Origin of the sequence: Affinundibacterium macrobrachii (genome assembly GCF_014652415.1) — a bacterium.
Lineage (GTDB): Bacteria > Pseudomonadota > Gammaproteobacteria > Burkholderiales > Burkholderiaceae_D > Undibacterium > Undibacterium macrobrachii.
Genome location: NZ_BMYT01000001.1, coordinates 1,058,026 through 1,075,003, shown reverse-complemented (window position 1 = coordinate 1,075,003; position 16,978 = coordinate 1,058,026). Strand labels below are relative to the sequence as shown.

At 44.2% G+C, this 16,978-nt stretch carries 16 protein-coding genes; 9 read left to right on the top strand and 7 right to left on the bottom strand.

Annotated features, from left to right (window positions below; all coding sequences use genetic code 11):
• Positions 1-33: 33 nt before the first annotated feature.
• Positions 34-405, bottom strand: coding sequence for a hypothetical protein (locus IE103_RS04790; protein ID WP_189344814.1), 372 nt, complete (start codon positions 403-405; stop codon positions 34-36).
• 192 nt (positions 406-597) lie between these two features.
• Here IE103_RS04790 and IE103_RS04785 point away from each other — a divergent pair, with 192 nt between their 5' ends.
• From IE103_RS04785 to IE103_RS04765, 5 genes are all read left to right on the top strand, one after another.
• Positions 598-1,500, top strand: coding sequence for an HDOD domain-containing protein (locus IE103_RS04785; RefSeq protein WP_308426968.1), 903 nt, complete (start codon positions 598-600; stop codon positions 1,498-1,500).
• A gap of 257 nt (positions 1,501-1,757) precedes the next feature.
• Complete coding sequence (locus IE103_RS04780) at positions 1,758-2,525, top strand: class I SAM-dependent methyltransferase (protein ID WP_189344812.1); 768 nt, start codon at positions 1,758-1,760, stop codon at positions 2,523-2,525.
• A gap of 98 nt (positions 2,526-2,623) precedes the next feature.
• Positions 2,624-3,346 carry a hypothetical protein gene (locus tag IE103_RS04775; protein WP_189344811.1) on the top strand — a complete coding sequence of 241 codons (723 nt, stop codon included), beginning with the start codon at positions 2,624-2,626 and terminating at the stop codon, positions 3,344-3,346.
• A 116-nt stretch (positions 3,347-3,462) separates the two neighbouring features.
• Complete coding sequence (locus IE103_RS04770; RefSeq protein ID WP_189344810.1) at positions 3,463-3,942, top strand: (2Fe-2S)-binding protein; 480 nt, start codon at positions 3,463-3,465, stop codon at positions 3,940-3,942.
• Positions 3,939-6,194: a molybdopterin cofactor-binding domain-containing protein gene (locus IE103_RS04765; protein WP_189344809.1), complete on the top strand. Its 2,256-nt coding sequence runs from the start codon at positions 3,939-3,941 to the stop codon at positions 6,192-6,194. The genes IE103_RS04770 and IE103_RS04765 overlap by 4 nt, the downstream gene beginning before the upstream one ends.
• Positions 6,195-6,288: 94 nt before the next feature.
• Here the strand turns inward: IE103_RS04765 and IE103_RS04760 are convergent, their stop codons facing one another.
• Positions 6,289-7,110: a phasin family protein gene (locus tag IE103_RS04760; protein WP_189344808.1), complete on the bottom strand. Its 822-nt coding sequence runs from the start codon at positions 7,108-7,110 to the stop codon at positions 6,289-6,291.
• A gap of 335 nt (positions 7,111-7,445) precedes the next feature.
• Between IE103_RS04760 and IE103_RS04755 the strand changes: the two genes are divergently transcribed.
• Together IE103_RS04755 and IE103_RS04750 are read left to right on the top strand one after the other, a co-directional pair.
• Positions 7,446-7,811 (top strand): nucleotide pyrophosphohydrolase, encoded by a 366-nt coding sequence (locus tag IE103_RS04755; RefSeq protein ID WP_189344807.1) that lies wholly within the window; start codon positions 7,446-7,448, stop codon positions 7,809-7,811.
• A gap of 48 nt (positions 7,812-7,859) precedes the next feature.
• Positions 7,860-8,342 (top strand): WbuC family cupin fold metalloprotein, encoded by a 483-nt coding sequence (locus IE103_RS04750; RefSeq protein ID WP_189344806.1) that lies wholly within the window; start codon positions 7,860-7,862, stop codon positions 8,340-8,342.
• A gap of 74 nt (positions 8,343-8,416) precedes the next feature.
• On the opposite strand, the gene IE103_RS04745 is transcribed toward IE103_RS04750, so the two are convergent.
• From IE103_RS04745 to fabI, 5 genes are all read right to left on the bottom strand, one after another.
• Positions 8,417-8,851 carry a hypothetical protein gene (locus IE103_RS04745; protein WP_189344805.1) on the bottom strand — a complete coding sequence of 145 codons (435 nt, stop codon included), beginning with the start codon at positions 8,849-8,851 and terminating at the stop codon, positions 8,417-8,419.
• 131 nt (positions 8,852-8,982) lie between these two features.
• Positions 8,983-9,918, bottom strand: coding sequence for a transaldolase (gene tal / locus IE103_RS04740; protein ID WP_189344804.1), 936 nt, complete (start codon positions 9,916-9,918; stop codon positions 8,983-8,985).
• A gap of 60 nt (positions 9,919-9,978) precedes the next feature.
• A complete protein-coding gene (selD, locus tag IE103_RS04735; RefSeq protein WP_189344803.1) occupies positions 9,979-11,040 on the bottom strand; it encodes a selenide, water dikinase SelD in 1,062 nt (353 codons plus the stop codon).
• A 225-nt stretch (positions 11,041-11,265) separates the two neighbouring features.
• Positions 11,266-12,693, bottom strand: a complete 1,428-nt coding sequence (locus tag IE103_RS04730; protein ID WP_189344802.1) for a DEAD/DEAH box helicase — start codon at positions 12,691-12,693, stop codon at positions 11,266-11,268.
• A gap of 723 nt (positions 12,694-13,416) precedes the next feature.
• Complete coding sequence (gene fabI, locus IE103_RS04725) at positions 13,417-14,199, bottom strand: enoyl-ACP reductase FabI (RefSeq protein ID WP_189344801.1); 783 nt, start codon at positions 14,197-14,199, stop codon at positions 13,417-13,419.
• A 1,070-nt stretch (positions 14,200-15,269) separates the two neighbouring features.
• Here fabI and IE103_RS04720 point away from each other — a divergent pair.
• Both IE103_RS04720 and IE103_RS04715 read left to right on the top strand, forming a co-directional pair.
• Positions 15,270-15,938, top strand: coding sequence for an energy transducer TonB (locus IE103_RS04720; protein WP_189344800.1), 669 nt, complete (start codon positions 15,270-15,272; stop codon positions 15,936-15,938).
• Positions 15,939-16,030: 92 nt separating this feature from the next.
• Positions 16,031-16,918: a MotA/TolQ/ExbB proton channel family protein gene (locus IE103_RS04715; protein WP_189344799.1), complete on the top strand. Its 888-nt coding sequence runs from the start codon at positions 16,031-16,033 to the stop codon at positions 16,916-16,918.
• Positions 16,919-16,978 lie beyond the last annotated feature (60 nt).

The following is a 16,978-nucleotide window of genomic DNA, read 5'->3' as shown; positions in this document are numbered from 1 at the left end:
ACTAATTTGCGAATGCGATGTAGAGGCAATTTCTTATTGTAATAATTGAATAAAGTGTTCTGCGCTGCGTATGACTGCTTTCGATTCCATACCAAATAAATTGCGTGTCTCTTGCACGACAAAATCATTGGTTCCTTTGACGCAATATAAAACACCTTCGAAATTGGTACCCAAATAGGTGAACGGAGTGAGTTTCGTTTTTACGGGGATATCACTGGCCAGTAGCGCGCGTAATTTTCTTTCTACATCATACAGACTGCTAACCTCAATATTGACGACGCCACCCTTAGGATTGGGAAAATTACAAGCAAATAGCGGACGCTGGCCCATAGGATTTTTGACAGTAATTTTTACCCCTAATTTCAGAAACTTGCTGATGGCAAAAAAATCGTCTTCGGTAAACATGCGGGACGCTCTCTTCCGTATTTAAGTATTGTTAGTTAGATTACCAGAAAGTGACTTCTGTCCCAACGGAAACTGTGGTTTTTAGCAAGAATTGACTCTCACATGTGGCTAGCACGAGGCGATTTCTAATTTTTCCACAAAAAGCTTCACTTCTCTCGATAAATCGAGACCGCATCCTGCATTTGTTTTACTATGGCAAGTTATGATTATCTTCGTCAACGAACTTATCTATTTTTAGCAATGAATCAACGAGAATCTGAATTTGAGTTTATCAAGGGATTAAGTGCCGAGCTTTCATCGCGCAACTTAGTTTTTCCTACGTCATTGAAAGCAACGATGAAAATTCGTCAAGCACTCGATGACCCAGATATGCCCACCGAACAGGTCGCTAGAATTATTAGCACCGAGCCGGTGTTATCGGCACAAGTGCTGATGCTGTCTAATTCGGCGATGTTTAATCGAAGTTCGAAGAAAATCGAAGAGCTACGTGTCGCGGTTACTTTGTTGGGATTCAGTGTCGTTAGAAATGTAGCGATTTCGGTCGGCATGAAGCAATTAAAAGACCAACAGGACAACACCTCGAAGTCAGAACAAATGGAAGGGCTGTGGACTCGTAGTATGCGCGTTGCGGCTTTATCGTATGTGATCGCCAGAAACCGAACGAAACTTAGCGCGGATAAGGCGATGGTCGCTGGACTATTACATGACATAGGAAAGTTTTACATCCTAAGTCGCGCACATCAATATCAAGGTTTGTTCACGTCCGATCAGGCCTTGTGGGAATTAATCGATCAATGGCACGCCGATATTGGTGCTGCAATTCTTGAGAGTTGGGAAGTTTCTGACGATATTCGAGAAGCTGTGATGGATAGAAAACGCACAGATCTACCGCTGCATACGCGGCCAACCTTAACTGATGTAGTGGCGGCAGCCGATTTCTTAGATGCTGGCTTTGTGAAGCAATCTTTGCAAGATATTGATTGGACTAACGTACCAGGTGCTTTAAAAAATCTCGACTTGAATGAAGAATCAGCAAGCCGTTTGATGACCGAAACACGGCAAGAAATGGCGCAGATCTTGCGGGTGATTGCTTAAACACGTGAGATATTGTCAAAAAATATCGGGTCATGAGTGAACTAATTAGTGAACTTATCTAAGGAGTTTAGTTCTAAATGCCGCAATCAGTTCGCATTCTTGATTCTGCATGGCATTTCGATTGGTAGTAAGATTTGTCGAGGTGTGCAATTACAAGGTTCGTGATTATCGAAGTGGTCTCGATTATGGCGACCATAACCAAGCAAAAATAACCAAGCAAAAATTAGCAGTTTTAACGATAATAAATTGGAGAAACGATGAAAAAATTATTAATGGCTCTCGCTTTGACCGCAATCAGCGCACAGGCTGCGTATGCGAATGATGCATTGAAAACAGCGATCGCAGGTGAACAACGGACTCCGGCGAACGTCACACGTGATGCAGCGCGTCATCCATACGAAACTCTGCAATTTTTTGGTGTGGCGGCAAAATCGACCGTGGTAGAGCTTGCTCCCGGTGCCGGATGGTACACGGAAATTTTGGCACCTTATGTGCGTAAAGATGGCAAATTGATCTTGGCGGGCGCGAGTCCACGATTGAAGACACGTCTCGATGGAACGCCAGCGGTGTACGATAAAGTCGCTTACGGTGAATTTGCGCCGGGAAAGAAAATAGACTACGCACCAAAAAATAGCGTTGACGTTGTGCTGACCTTCCGTAATGTGCACAATTGGATTAGCGCGGGTGATACGGCTGCGAAAGAGGTGTTTCAAAGTGCATTCGATGCGTTAAAACCAGGTGGTGTGTTTGGCGTGGTTGAACATCGTTTGCCTGCCAGCGCCACGCAAGATGCGAAGGCGAGTAGCGGTTATGTGCACGAAGCTTTTGTGATTAAGCTGGCAGAAAGTGTAGGATTTAAATTGGCTGCAAAGTCGGAGATCAATGCCAATCCGAAAGATACGGCAAATCATCCTGGCGGCGTATGGGCATTACCACCGGTCCTCACGAATAAAGAGACGGATAAAGAAAAATACCTAGCGATTGGTGAGAGTGATCGTATGACGCTCAAGTTTGTGAAGCCATAATCGCTTCGTCAATCCATAGAAAAGCCCGATGACCGATGTGTTATTTGGGCTTTTTTATTGTGTTGCATGACTACCTAATACGTTTAATTTAACTTCCTATGACCATTAATTTGCTCTTGCCTTTACGTTACTTGTTTGTGATTGCTTGCGTATTGGTGGCTGTCGACACGTCTGCGCAGACCACGTATCGATGTGGCAGTAGTTATCAAGATAAACCATGTACGGGGCAAGCGGGTGTTGTGATTGGCAGTGCAAAAAAAACAGATACAAACGAGCTCAATTCTGCAGTTCGTGTTGATCCAGCATGCAAGCGACGTAGTGAAGAGGCGAAGAAAATCATTTGGATGCGTGACGCGGGCGCACAGCAAAGTGATTTGCTCGCGAAATCCTCAGATGTAGAAAATAGACGACTGATTGCCGATGTCTATGCCGTGCGTGGAAATATCAATGATATTCGAGCGAGCATAGAGAAGAATTGTATGGAAGAGAAAGATAGAAATAAACAATTCGCACTAACTGAGGCAACTGAAGCTGATATCCAAGCCTTACGCCAGCTACAACAAAAACAAGCGCAGAGAGCCGCACAGACATCTCCAGCAAACGATAAAGTTGTGAAGGAAGTGAAAGAAGTGAATAGCGAGCAAATCTCGCCAGATGCAACGGTCATGGCAGCAAAAAAACGACTGCCTTGTCCAAACTTAAAAAATCAAATGGAAATTATTAAGGCGAATTTGCGTACTGGTGCAGATGCTCAAACGATGCAAATGTTGAATCAACAAAAAAGAGAGTTAGATAAAGAAATTGCCGCCACTTGTGCGTAATGAGTATTTGCCTATGTTGCTGACTATCGCAGCACCGACGCAACACTGATACAACACTAACGTAATACAGACTAAACAAGCACGCATGTTTTCGTGTTTGAAAACGAGGAGCTTTTATGACGAAATATACTTTGAATGTGAATGGCGCGACCAAGTCGCTTGATGTAGTGCCAGATACGCCTTTACTTTGGGCACTGCGAGATTCATTGGATTTAAGTGGTACCAAGTACGGTTGTGGTGTCGGCCAGTGCGGTGCTTGTATGGTGCAGATTAATGGCGTGCCGACGCGCTCCTGTATGACGCCGGTGTCCAGTGTTGGTCGTCAAAAAGTGACAACGATAGAAGGCATTGATCCGAAAGCCGCGCATCCTTTGCAGCAAGCTTGGCAAGAGCTAGACGTCCCGCAATGTGGCTACTGTCAAGCGGGACAGATTATGAGTGCTGCAGCATTATTGAAAGATAATCCAAATCCTAGTGATGCTGACATCGATGCTGCGATGGGCGGTAATTTATGCCGTTGTGCGACCTACTTACGTATCCGCGCAGGCATACACCGTGCTGCTGAAATTGCTCGTACACAGAAAGGCAAAAAATGAAAACAGTAGATTTAGACTTAGCCAATTCTTCTCGTCGTGATTTTTTACAGCAAACGAGTGCAGGTGCTGGTGCTTTAGTGCTAGCAAGTTTTTGGAGTACAGATGCCAATGCACAGCAATCGGTTAGCAAATCAACTGCGGGTGCTGCCTTTACACCAAGCGCGTTGATCAAAATTGATACCGACGGTAGTGTCACTTTAATTTCAAAACAGCCAGAGATTGGGCAAGGGATTAAAACTTCGCTGCCTATGGTGATTGCCGAAGAACTAGAAGTGAACTGGAAAGACGTGAAGATTGTACAGGGTGATTTGAACCCTGCCTATGGTAGCCAATTTGCAGGCGGCTCTTTATCCACACCCTTGAATTACGATGAGTTTTTAAAGCTGGGCGCATTAGCGCGCACCATGTTAATTGAAGCTGCTGCACAAAATTGGAAAGTCGCCGCAACAGAATGTTATGCAGAAAAGAGCAAAGTATTTCATCAGGCAAGTAAGCGCCAAGCAAGTTATGCTAGTTTGGTGAGTAAAGCAGCTAGTCTGCCTGTGCCAGATGTGAAAACAGTTAAATTGAAAGATCCTGCAAAGTACAGTTTAATTGGTAGCCGCATCGGTGGTGTGGATAATGCTGACATTGTCACTGGCAAGCCCTTGTTTGGGATTGATGTGAAATTGCCAGGTATGTTGTATGCCGTGTACGAAAAATGCCCAGCCTTTGGCGGTAAAGTCGTCAGTGCAAATTTAGAAGCGATTAAGGCCTTGCCCGGTGTGCGCGATGCTTTCATCATTGAAGGTACTGATAATTTAAATGGCTTGATGCCTGGTGTTGCGATTATTGCAGAATCAACTTGGGCTAGTTTTAGCGCGCGTAAGCAGTTAAAAGTGGTATGGGACGAGGGTAAGGTTGTCAATGAAAGTTGGGATGACTTCAGCGCAAAAGCGATGGCTGCATCAAAGCAAACTGGCGCGATCAACTTGCGAAAAGATGGTGATGTTAATGCCGCTTTGGCGAATGCAGCCAAAACTGTTGAAGCGAGCTACAGTTATCCGTTTATCTCACACGCGAGTATCGAACCACAGAACTGTACCGCATGGTATAAACCAGAAGACGGCAGTTTGGAAATGTGGGTGCCGACTCAAAATCCAGCAGCGGGTCAGGCAATTGTCACCAATATTTTGAAGATTCCAAAAGAAAAAATCACTTTACACATGACACGTAGTGGTGGTGGTTTCGGTCGTCGTTTGAGCGCCGATTACGTGATTGAAGCTGCGGCGATTGCGATGAAAGTGAAAGCGCCAGTCAAGCTAACTTGGTCACGTGAAGATGATATGCGACATGATCATTATCGCGCTGGCGGCTTCCATTTCTTGCGTGGTGGGGTTGATGCGAAAGGTAAGCTGACTGCTTGGCACAATCATTTCCTTACATTTGCGAATCGTGTCACGCGCGATGGTAAGAGTATTTTGCAACCCGGTAGCGGCGCAAGTTTATCTGGCGATGAGTTTCCTGGTCGATGGGTGGAGAATTGCTTGTTGGAGCAAACGCCGATGGAAACTGGTGTGCCGATGGGACCTTGGCGCGCGCCAGGCAGCAATGTGTTTGCTTGGGTATTCCATAGCTTTATCGATGAATTAGCACATGCCGCCAATCGTGATCCATTGGAATTCCGTCTCGAAATACTGGGTGATAAAGATGTGATGCAAGGCACGGGTGAACGTGGGCAGCCATACAATGTGACCCGTATGCGCAATGTTCTAAAGATGGTGGCGGAGAAATCTGGATGGGGAAAACGTAAGTTCCCGCGTGGTCAGGGGCAGGGGATTGCATTCCACTTTAGCCATCGTGGTTATATCGCTGAGGTCGCTGAGGTGACGGTATCGAAAGAGGGGCAATTAAAGGTAGATCGCGTCGTCGTTGTTACGGATATCGGGTCACAAATTGTGAATATGAGTGGCGCTGAAAATCAAGTGCAAGGCTCTGTCATCGACGGTATCAGCACCTTGATGTTCCCTGAACTGGATATTCAGCGTGGTCGTATTGTGCAGGGTAATTTTGGTGAGTATGGTTTATTACGCATGCCAGATTCTCCTACTAAGATTGATGTGCATTTCTTGAAGAGCAATTTCCCAGTCACAGGATTAGGAGAACCTGCATTCCCACCTTTGGCACCAGCAGTATGCAACGCGATTTTTGCGGCGACTGGTAAACGCGTTCGACAATTGCCTTTGTCTCGGAATGATTTGCGTTGGTCGTAGATCCTAGTGGCTTAAATTAAGGCCAAATTACAAAGTAAAAAATCCGACCTAGTTTGAGCTAGGTCGGATTTTTTTATGGCGAGATCAAAATTTTTTATTGACGCACACGTTTTTTCGCACCCGTGGCTTTACTACTTTTAGGTTTAAATTCGGGTTGCCCTGCAGCGCCGGCAAAACCTGTTTTTGGTGCTGGTTTGGATGGCAGTCCGACGACTGCTGACTTTTTCACTGGCGTTGTAGGGCTATTGTTTTGTTCAATCGCAGTGCTTGCAGCCTTGCTTGATGCTTTCATATTTCTGACTCTTGGTGTGGATGTTTTTTGGGGAGCGGTACTGCTGTCGACACTTGTATTATCTGTCACGACGATGGTGTCCACGTCGATTGTGCTTGCTTTCGTGCTCGCCTTCTCATTGCTTGTCGCCTTTGCTTTTTTGACGCGCGGATAACTAGACGCAGTTTTCTCGATGGGATTGATATCTTTAATTTCGACTCTATCTCTTTGCGTTGCGTCGCTTGTCTCTGATTTTGCGGACATGGATGAGGTAGCTGGTGGAGAAACGGTGATGACGCTATCTAAGGAAAACGGCGTAACTGTTTGACCGAGTGCAAGAAATTTCTCTTGAATTCTTTGCCCCAAATTAACAAGCTCATGCAAGTACATTTGACTTTGTCCTGACACGGCATGGGCTTGCGCAGATACTCGAAGAAATAATTCTTGAGGATCTTTTAATTCTCCCATGTCGGATAAGAATTCATGCCAACTTTCCCAGTTAGTATGTAACATCTGCGCTTGTAATTCGCTGGCGCGATCAAATTCTTCGCTCAAGGATTGCGTTAGATTGTTGTATGCGGCTAATTGCTGATCCAAATCGGGAACTTGCTTACTGGTCAGCTTATTTGATACGAAAATCATCATTTCTCCTTTGTGATAGATTGAGCAAAGAAAGTTGTTTCATTGACGAGATAAAATCGAATCCGTTTAATTTATGCCGCATTGCAGCATTTGATTGATTGTAGTAGCTCATCCGCTAAATAGCGAGTGTTACTTGCATATCGAATGCCACAAACAAGTGCGAAGGATCTGGGCTTTAGTCATTTAGATCGCTCTGCCTGCATTATCTGGCGAGATTTGCTTAGCGGACTAAGTTCAATCATCGAATATTTGACGGTGCGCAAGTTGCATGATGATCGAATCGAAAGCAACGTAAAATGTGCGCAAACTTGCAAGTAAATGCAGGATAAAGGATCAAAATGATGTTGGAAAAGAATCAAAATTTAAATCAGCTACGTGATCAATTACGCAATTTTGTTGCCGAGCGTGAGTGGCAACAGTTTCATACACCTAAAAATCTAGCGAGTGCTCTGATCGTAGAGGCGGCAGAATTGTTAGAACCATTTCAATGGTTGAAGTCGGGTGAACCAGAAGAACTCGATGCGCAAACGCGCACTGCGATCCAACATGAGATGGCAGATGTCCTGAATTATCTTGTTATGTTGGCCGATAGGCTGGACATTGATTTGCTTGCTGCTGCACATGAAAAAATACAATTGAATGCGCAAAAGTATCCCGTGCCATTGGCGCGTGGAAGCGCTCAAAAATATACCAATTTGAAGTAGGCCTCCGCGATAAACCAACCAAATACACCTTAGCGATCGAGCTTCACCATGAACCAAGTACACATCTTAAATCAACAGTCTTTGCGAGACTTATCCGAGCAAGCAAAGCAAAATACACGACTACGTAAAAACTTCAATTTCCATGCGAGCAATGAATCTAGTTGCCATCGACTGCTCAATGCACTAGAGCCGGGCACCTATGTGCAGCCGCATTGCCATTTATCTCCAGAAAAAGATGAAACACTCGTGGTAGTCGCGGGGCGTATTGGTGTGTTGTTGTTTGATGCCGATGGCAATGTACAGCAGAGTGTGGTGTTGGCAGCAGCAACTGAAAATTTTGGAATTCATATTCCTACAGGTGTATTTCACAGCATGGTTGCACTCACTACTGGGTCGGTTTTCTTTGAAGCGAAGGCTGGTCCGTACACTGCTATTACAGATTCTGAACGTGCCTCGTGGGCACCAAAGGAAGGAGATTCTGAGGCGCAGAATTTTTTGAATAAGATGCTAAAACACTTTGAATCAAACTGACTCAAATTAAATTAAATTAAGCGATACGGTGGAGCAGGGGCGTATATGAGGACGCATAAGCTTGCGGTCTGCGCTTAAAGTAGTTGGGTCCTGGCGATAAAATCGTGATGTGGATATTCCTCAGGCGAAATCTCAAATCCTTGTGCTGTAAGCCATGCACAAGCTTGTTCGAGATCCGAGAAATACGCAATTCGCTCATCTTCGAAGTCGTCGGTTTGTGTACGATAGATCTGCTTCTTTAACTTGCTAGGCATGACGATCGCTAAGGCTTTGCAATTATTCGAGAAAGCCCACTCGCGCATCTTAGCGATACGTTGCAAGCTAGTCGCATTCGACATTTCCCAATTGACTGCATTGGTCAATCCCGCCCAAGGCGCAGATATTGGGGCCTTATCACGATACTCTTTGAACGCTGCGAGTGTACCTTCCGCATTAAACACCCCCGCGCTACTGCGTATAATGACTTGTCGAATAACGCTGATTTCCCACTCGCCGTGAATTTTTTCCATAGACAATCGACTTTATTTCAAGAGTGTGATGAACTGGAAAGTGAGTTTCGCAGGTAATCGGCTGAATTTTACTAAACAGAGCCACGTGTTTAGCAAAATTCAGCAAGCTAGCAAAGCAAAGCAACGAATGATTAACGCATACTAGCTATTAATGCTTCGAGTTTAACTGTATCGGCGCAGAACAGGCGTATGCCCTCTGATAGCTTCTCGCTTGCCATTGCATCTTCATTCAACATGAAGCGGAAGGTTTTTTCGTCGAGTTCAATTTTTTCAAGGTCGGATGCAGATGCTGTTTCTGGATTTAACTTTAATGAAACGCTTGATTCGGAGTCGCTCAGTTTTTGTAATAAATCGGGGCTAATAGTGAGTAGATCGCAACCAGCTAATTCTAAAATCTGCGACGTATTTCTAAAACTTGCGCCCATAATTTCTGTTTTGTAGCCGAACTTGCGGTAGTAATTGTAGATACGTTTAACGGACAAAACGCCAGGATCATCAGCGCCATAAATTTCTTGGCCAGTTTGCTTTTTGAACCAATCATAAATACGTCCAACGAAAGGTGAAATTAATTGTGCTCCTGCCTCTGCACAGGCCGCTGCTTGCGCTAAGCAGAACAATAAAGTCATATTGCAACGTATGCCTTCTTTTTCAAGAATTTCTGCTGCGCGTATGCCTTCCCAAGTGGAGGCAATTTTGATCAATACACGTTCGCGTGGAATGCCAGCAGCCTCGTACAGCGCGATCAATTGACGTCCTTTGGCAACAGTCGCTTCAGTATCAAATGATAGACGTGCATCGGTTTCTGTCGATACGCGACCAGGGACGATTTCTAGAATCTTTAAACCAAAGCTAATTAATAATTGATCGATGATTTCGTCCGTCGATTTGCCTGTGTTACGTGCAACAGCATCTGCCAATAGAGGCTGATATTCTGGCTTTTGAACAGCTTTTAAAATCAAGGAAGGGTTAGTTGTCGCATCACGCGGTGTATAAGCTTGCATCGACTGGAAGTCACCGGTATCTGCGACTACGGTAGTGAATTTTTTGAGTTGTTCGAGTTGATTCATGATGAGTATATAAAAAGTTTGAAATGAGTTTAATTGGCGATTGAAAGCTATGCTACCGGTTTATTGAACGTGGATTTGCGCTGGCCCTTCAATCATTTCGCCAATCACGGTGGCTTCAGCAAAATGATTGCTATGTAATAGCGCCAAAACTTCGTCGACCGATTCCTTGGCACAAGCGATCAGTAACCCACCTGATGTTTGCGGGTCAGTGAGTAAAGCATGGGTGACGCTGTCGGTTGAGTTGAGTATGACATCATGTCCGTACGCGGCGAAATTTCTAGCAGAAGCACCAGTGACGCAACCCGCAGCTGCGAGTGTTTGGACTTGTGGCAATACAGGAATGTTGGATGCGTTGATTGTGGCAGAGATTCGTGCTCCTCTGCATATTTCTAGCAGGTGTCCGAGTAGCCCAAATCCAGTCACATCGGTCATCGCATGCACGCCTTCCAGTTGTGCCAATAATTGACCTGGCTTATTGAGCTTTGTTGTGTTGGCAATCATGCTGGCATATCCTGCAGCGTCTAATCGCTGTTTTTTTAAGGCTGCTGAGAGTATGCCTACACCTAAAGGCTTGCTCAGAATTAATTGGTCACCAATTTGCGCGTCGGAATTACGTTTGACTTTTGATGGATGGATGAGCCCCATCACCACTAAACCATAAATCGGTTCTACTGAGTCAATACTATGGCCGCCCGCGATTGGAATGCCGGCCTCGCGACAAATGCTTTCGCCACCTTCAATGATTTGGCCGATTACATCTAGCGGGATTTGATTAATTGGCATTCCTACTAGAGCTAACGCCATGATAGGTGTACCGCCCATTGCATAGACGTCAGAGATTGCATTTGTCGCTGCGATACGACCAAAGTCATAAGGATCGTCAACAATCGGCATAAAAAAATCGGTCGTCGCGATTAATGCTTGTTCTTCATTCAGACGGTAGACCGCAGCGTCATCAGAAGTTTCTATACCTACCATGAGCGCTTGTGGTACAGGGAAACCTGTTGATTTCTTAAGAATTTCAGCCAAAACACCTGGAGCAATCTTGCATCCACATCCGCCTCCATGCGAAAACGATGTTAGTCGAAAAGGCGTGTTATTGGACTCCTTGGGATCTGTCATGTTTCTGGAACTTTTCGTGAAATGAGATTATGGATAAACGATTATAGAATACTGTGTCGCTATCGCGCGAGAAAATCGCATGTCGATTTAGTGAAAGTCCAAGATAGGATTTTTTTGATTTTTATAGTGGTTGATGCAGTTGATTTTGTAAATAAAAAAGGCGATCCAACTGTGGATCGCCTTATTCTTTTGCTGTGTACTTTTTGCTTTATTGCTTAGGCTCGATTAACGGTCGCTAAATGAACGACGGCTAGCGTCGCCAAATCGTGATTTAGCACCGCCACCAAATCCGCCGCCTTCACTGCGTGGGGCTGCATTTGGCTTGGAGAAGCTGCGTTGACCTGGCTTACTATTACCGAAGTTATTGCCAGTGGAGCGCTTGTCGCCTGGTTTCCAGCCACTTGGCTTGCGCGCTGGTGAGCGTGCTGCCATTGCGCTTTTCTTAGGCTCAAAACCTTCGATCACATCAACAGGAATTAATTGCTTAGTAAAACGCTCGATACGTTTTACGTTGATGCTTTCCGCATGGTTTACCAAGGAAACTGCGAGACCCTTACGTCCAGCACGACCAGTACGACCGATACGGTGAACATAATCTTCTGGGAACTTTGGTAAATCGTAATTAAATACGTGAGTGATGCCCGGTACGTCGATGCCACGTGCAGCAACATCCGTTGCTACCAATACGCGTACCTGACCGCGACGCAGAGAATCTAAAGTACGGTTACGTGCACCTTGATGCATATCGCCATGCAAAGCTGCTGCTGCGAAGCCTGCGATATTCAAACGATCTGCAATCGTATCCGCATCGCGTTTCGTAGCGGTAAATACGACGGCCTGATCCAAAGATTGATCACGCAATAAATGATCTAACAAACGGTTTTTGTGTGATAAGTCATCAACGAAGTGAACCTTTTGTTGAATGTTTTCGTGTTTAGTAGCAGAGCCAGCAATTTGAATAACCAAAGGATCTTTAGTGATACGACGAGCCATACTACCAACCACGCCATCTAATGTCGCAGAGAACAACATTGTTTGACGACTTTCAGGTGTCGCTGCGACAATTTTTTCGATGTCTTCGATAAAGCCCATATCGAGCATACGATCAGCTTCATCCAATACCAAGATTTCTAATTCTGAGAAGTCAATTTTGCCCGATTCCATGTGGTCAATTAAGCGACCTGGAGTAGCAACTAAGATTTCCGGATTGCGGGACAATAATTGCATCTGCTTTGGATATGGCATACCACCCAAAATTGACACCGCTTTTACGCGACGAGAATATGCGCTGTATTTATCTGTCGCGGTGGTTACTTGTAAAGCTAATTCGCGTGTTGGTGTCAGTACCAACATTTTTGGTTTTGCTGCTTGAAAACGTGGGCGCTCACCACGCGAACGTGCGGATTGACGTTCTTGGTTTGGGGTTTTGCCGTTAACAACATTTAGATTCTCTGATGCTGCTGCAAATTTGTGTAATGCTGGCAGCATGAAGGCGGCAGTTTTGCCCGAGCCAGTTTGTGAGGATACCAATAAGTCACGACCTGCGATTGCAGCAGGTACTGCTTGTTGTTGTACTGCTGTTGGCGTAGTGTAGCCAGTATCAGCAATAGCGCGCAGGATGGACGTGTGGAGGCCTAGTGTTTCAAAAGTCATTGTGTTCTTCTTCCGTTATTAATCTGCGCATGGCATTTGCCAAGCGCGCAAAAAAGCAGCGTCAACCAATCGAAATGAACAAAGAAAACCGATACCGAAAACGGTACAAATAGGGAATGCGATGAAATTTCGGCACAAAAGCTTTGCGCCGGGACGATGTCTATGTGTGAAACCAGACATACAGGGCGGGAGGGCTTTACATTGCAGTATCACTCAATCACGATACGCAAGGGCTACGATGCTACCTGTTACTTTAGTCGCAACGCAAAATTAATATTGCACTGCAAAAAAACGAGACTATACAGCATAATCAGAATTAACGCATCTAAAACTTGATTTAGTTTAAATAGCTTAGTGGCGCAGATAGTATATTCATGGCTCACCGTCTGGTGATAGCGCAGCAGTATTTTGGGAGTCGTTAGAAGTACAACGTGATTTTTATAGGATCAAACGGATTATTTTGTTGGCTGTGATAAGTGTGTTTCTAATACAGATTTTTAGTTGCCTTGTATGTTTGCAATAAAGGAGGATCTATTAGAAAGAGGAAGCGCGCTTTTGTTAAGTGTGGAGTATTAGGTGATGAGTAAAAAGCATTTTGTTTCGAAAACACGAGCACATAAATAAAAAGCTGAAAGTAGGTGAGGCAATTGTATCGCCACCAAACTTTCAGCTAATCAAACATCAACAAATATTGGGCTAATTTTAGCCCAACAAAAATCGAAATTAATCAGGTGTTAAACCCATTACGTGCGAGAAACCGCCATCGACATAAGTAATCTCGCCTGTAATACCACTCGCTAGTGGAGATAATAAGAACGCGGCAGTGTTGCCGACTTCTTCGATCGTGACATTACGACGCAATGGTGCGTGTTCAGCGACAAACCCGAGTAGTGTGCTGAAGTCTTTAATGCCACTTGCTGCCAAAGTTTTGATCGGTCCAGCAGAGATACCATTTACGCGTATGCCTTTTTTGCCTAAGTTTTCAGCCAAGTAACGCACGCTTGCTTCGAGAGAAGCTTTTGCTAAACCCATCGTGTTGTAGTAGGGAATTGCACGGATCGCACCTAAGTAAGAAAGCGTCAGCAAGGATGAATTTTCGTTCATCATTGGTAATGCCGCTTTCGCTAAAGCAGGGAAGCTATAAGCAGAGATGTCATGAGCAATGCGGAAGGCTTCGCGTGAGAAACCATCTAAAAAATCTCCAGCAATCGCTTCACGAGGCGCGAATCCAATTGCATGTACCACGCCATCTAATTTTTCCCATGATTTGTTCAGATCGGCAAACACCGCGGCAATTTGTTCATCGCTACTTACGTCGCAGTCGAACACCAATTCGCTATTAAACTCTTTTGCAAATTCGGTGATGCGATCTTTAAATCTCTCACCAACATAGGTAAAGGCAAGTTCCGCACCTTCGCGGTGACAAGCTTGGGCAATGCCATAAGCAATTGAGCGGTTTGATAATAAACCAGTAATGAGGATTTTTTTGCCTTGCAAAAATGCCATATCAACTCCAGGTGTTACCGTAAGATAGTAGTTTTTTCATAGTGAATGACAGGAAACTACGTATGCTTGCGCTAAGGTTTTAGACGAAATTCTTGCGTGGGTGAAGACGAATCTGGTTCTACGAGCTGTTCTGTGTCAAATAGACGAACAAATTCAGTTGAGAGGTAGGATGCTACAAATCGACGACTCTAACGGAGAAAAAAATTGACTCAATCCAGGCGCAAAAAATATAAACAGGACGGAATTGTAGTTGTTCGGGACTGATACCGCAAATATTAACTTGATTGGTCGAATAACTAATATTGATGCCTTACGCATCGACAGACGTTAAAGTAGCTAATAGGGTAATCTCGTAATAGGTCAAGCATTTTTTTGCATCAACGCAATTTGTTGTAGAACTGCTTTAGTTTTAATTGCTTTTTAGTTTTACTTGACACTTTTAGGTAATTTCCCTTTAGAATCGTTGCCGCAAGAAAAGATGGTAAATATATTGGCGGATTTTTGTAAATAAGAATGAATTCACTTTTTAGTGAATATGATTTCTGATTGTGTTTAAATAGATGTTGTCATAGACAGAAGAGATTGATTTGAAGTTAATTTAATGTTGCAAAGCAGCATAGAAGCAACTTCCATTGATTGCTTTAGTTGTGTCAAAATAAGCGCTGTTTTTCGCAAAGATTTTAAAAAAACAATGTTTTGTTGAATGTTATCGAGGGAACTTCTCGTCGATAAATGAAACAAAGCAACCGCTTCAATTTTCAGTGTATCGAGAGATACGATTTGAATTTGATGATTGCTAGGCTAGTGCAGTCGTCTGAAGGTGACTAAACGATTTGTAAGTAAATAGTAATACTTGCTTATATGTGTTAATAAGTGCTTAATTAACACAGGTAAATAAGTATGGGGGCGCAAACGGTGAGTCAATGTTGTTAATTGATAAGCGAATTGCTGATTGTTGTGTAGATTGATGTTAATTCTTGAATTTCAAGATTCTCGGTTAAATTAATTTAAAACTAAAGTTTCGCGCGTTTGAACCTAATTGAAATTGTTGTGGTATTGGAGGAGTAGGTATGGATTTTTCAGGACGCCAACAGGAACCGGGAAAGAAATTTTTTGGTTTGGGTTTGGTAATTGTTTTTCACATTATATTAGGCTGGGCATTGATGAACGGCTTAGGTAGTAAGGTAGCTGCGTTTATTCAGAAGCCAATGGAAGCTGTGGTGAAAGAAACACCGCCACCGCCACCACCACCGCCAGATACGCCACCGCCACCGCCGCCAAAATTGACGACGCCACCGCCACCATTTATTCCTCCTCCAGAGGTTCAGGTTGCACAGCAGGCACCATCGCCAAATGCGATTTCTACGGTATCGAACGTAAAGCCTGACAGTAACGTATTGACTAAAGCGCCTGCTCCTGTAGCGGAAGCGCCAAAAGCACCAGCAGGTCCAGTGATTATTCCTGGTCGTGTTGACTTCCAACAAGCTGGTTGTACACCTGAATATCCTCGTGCATCATTGCGCAATGAAGAAACAGGTGTTACACGTTTGACAGTTACTATTGGTGCAGATGGTCTTGTCACTGATGTAGTAATCGCAAAATCTAGTGGATTCAGGGGGCTAGATAATGCAGTGCGTGCCCAATTGTTGTCTGGGTCGTGCAAAAATAAACCTGGAACAGTGGACGGCAAGCCGCAGGCTACCACGACTCAAGTTGAATACGTTTGGAAGCTTGATTAAAACAGAGCCAACATGTAACAAGAGTCATAAAAAAGTATCGTTTTACTCACAACCAACGTAAGTATTAAATTTTTTTTAAAGGAAGTATCTACATGAAAACCCGCGCTAAAGTAAGCACATTCCTGGCGGCAATTTTGTTCGCATTGACAGCAACAATGACAACCGCACCAGCATTTGCACAAGAAACTACTGCTTCTGCTGCATCAGCAACTGAAGCAACTGCGGCTTCCGCAGAAGCAGCTCCAGCAGCGGCTGAAGCGCCAGCAGCAGATGCATCTGTTCCAGCTGCAGAGCCAAAACCAGAAGTTGTTGATCAATATAGCTTGTCCCATTTGATCAAAGAAGGTACTTTAGTTGATCAGGCTACATTGGCAATCATGTTGATCATGTCCATGTTCACTTGGTACATTTTGATCACAAAAATTATCGATTTGGCGAAATTGAACACACAAGCTAAAGAAGCTCGTAAGTTCTGGAAAGCAGCAAACGTTGCTGCTGGTTTGTCTACTTTGAAAGAAGGTAGCCCATACCGCTTTATCGCTGAATCTGGTATCAGCGCTAGCGAACACCACGAAGGTGCTTTGTTAGAACAAATCGATTTGAATTCTTGGGTAACTATGTCTATCCAACGTTCTGTTGAAAAAGTACAAAGCCGTTTGGGTGAAGGTTTGACATTCTTGGCTACTGTAGGTTCTACGGCACCATTTATCGGTTTGTTCGGTACAGTTATGGGTATTTACCACGCTTTGGTAGCGATCGGTTCTACAGGTAACTCTTCTATCGATAAAGTTGCGGGCCCAGTTGGTTCAGCTTTGATCATGACTGCGATTGGTTTGGGTGTTGCGGTTCCAGCGGTATTGGGTTACAACTACTTGTTGCGTCGTAACAAAGCAGCGATGGAAGACATCAATGCATTCGGCGCTGACTTGCACTCTGTAGTTTTGTCTGGTGCAATGAGCAAAGCTAACTCAAATAAATAATCTGAGTAATAAAGAAGTAAGTAGTTTTTATTACGATAATTCTTTCGCTTCGAATAAATT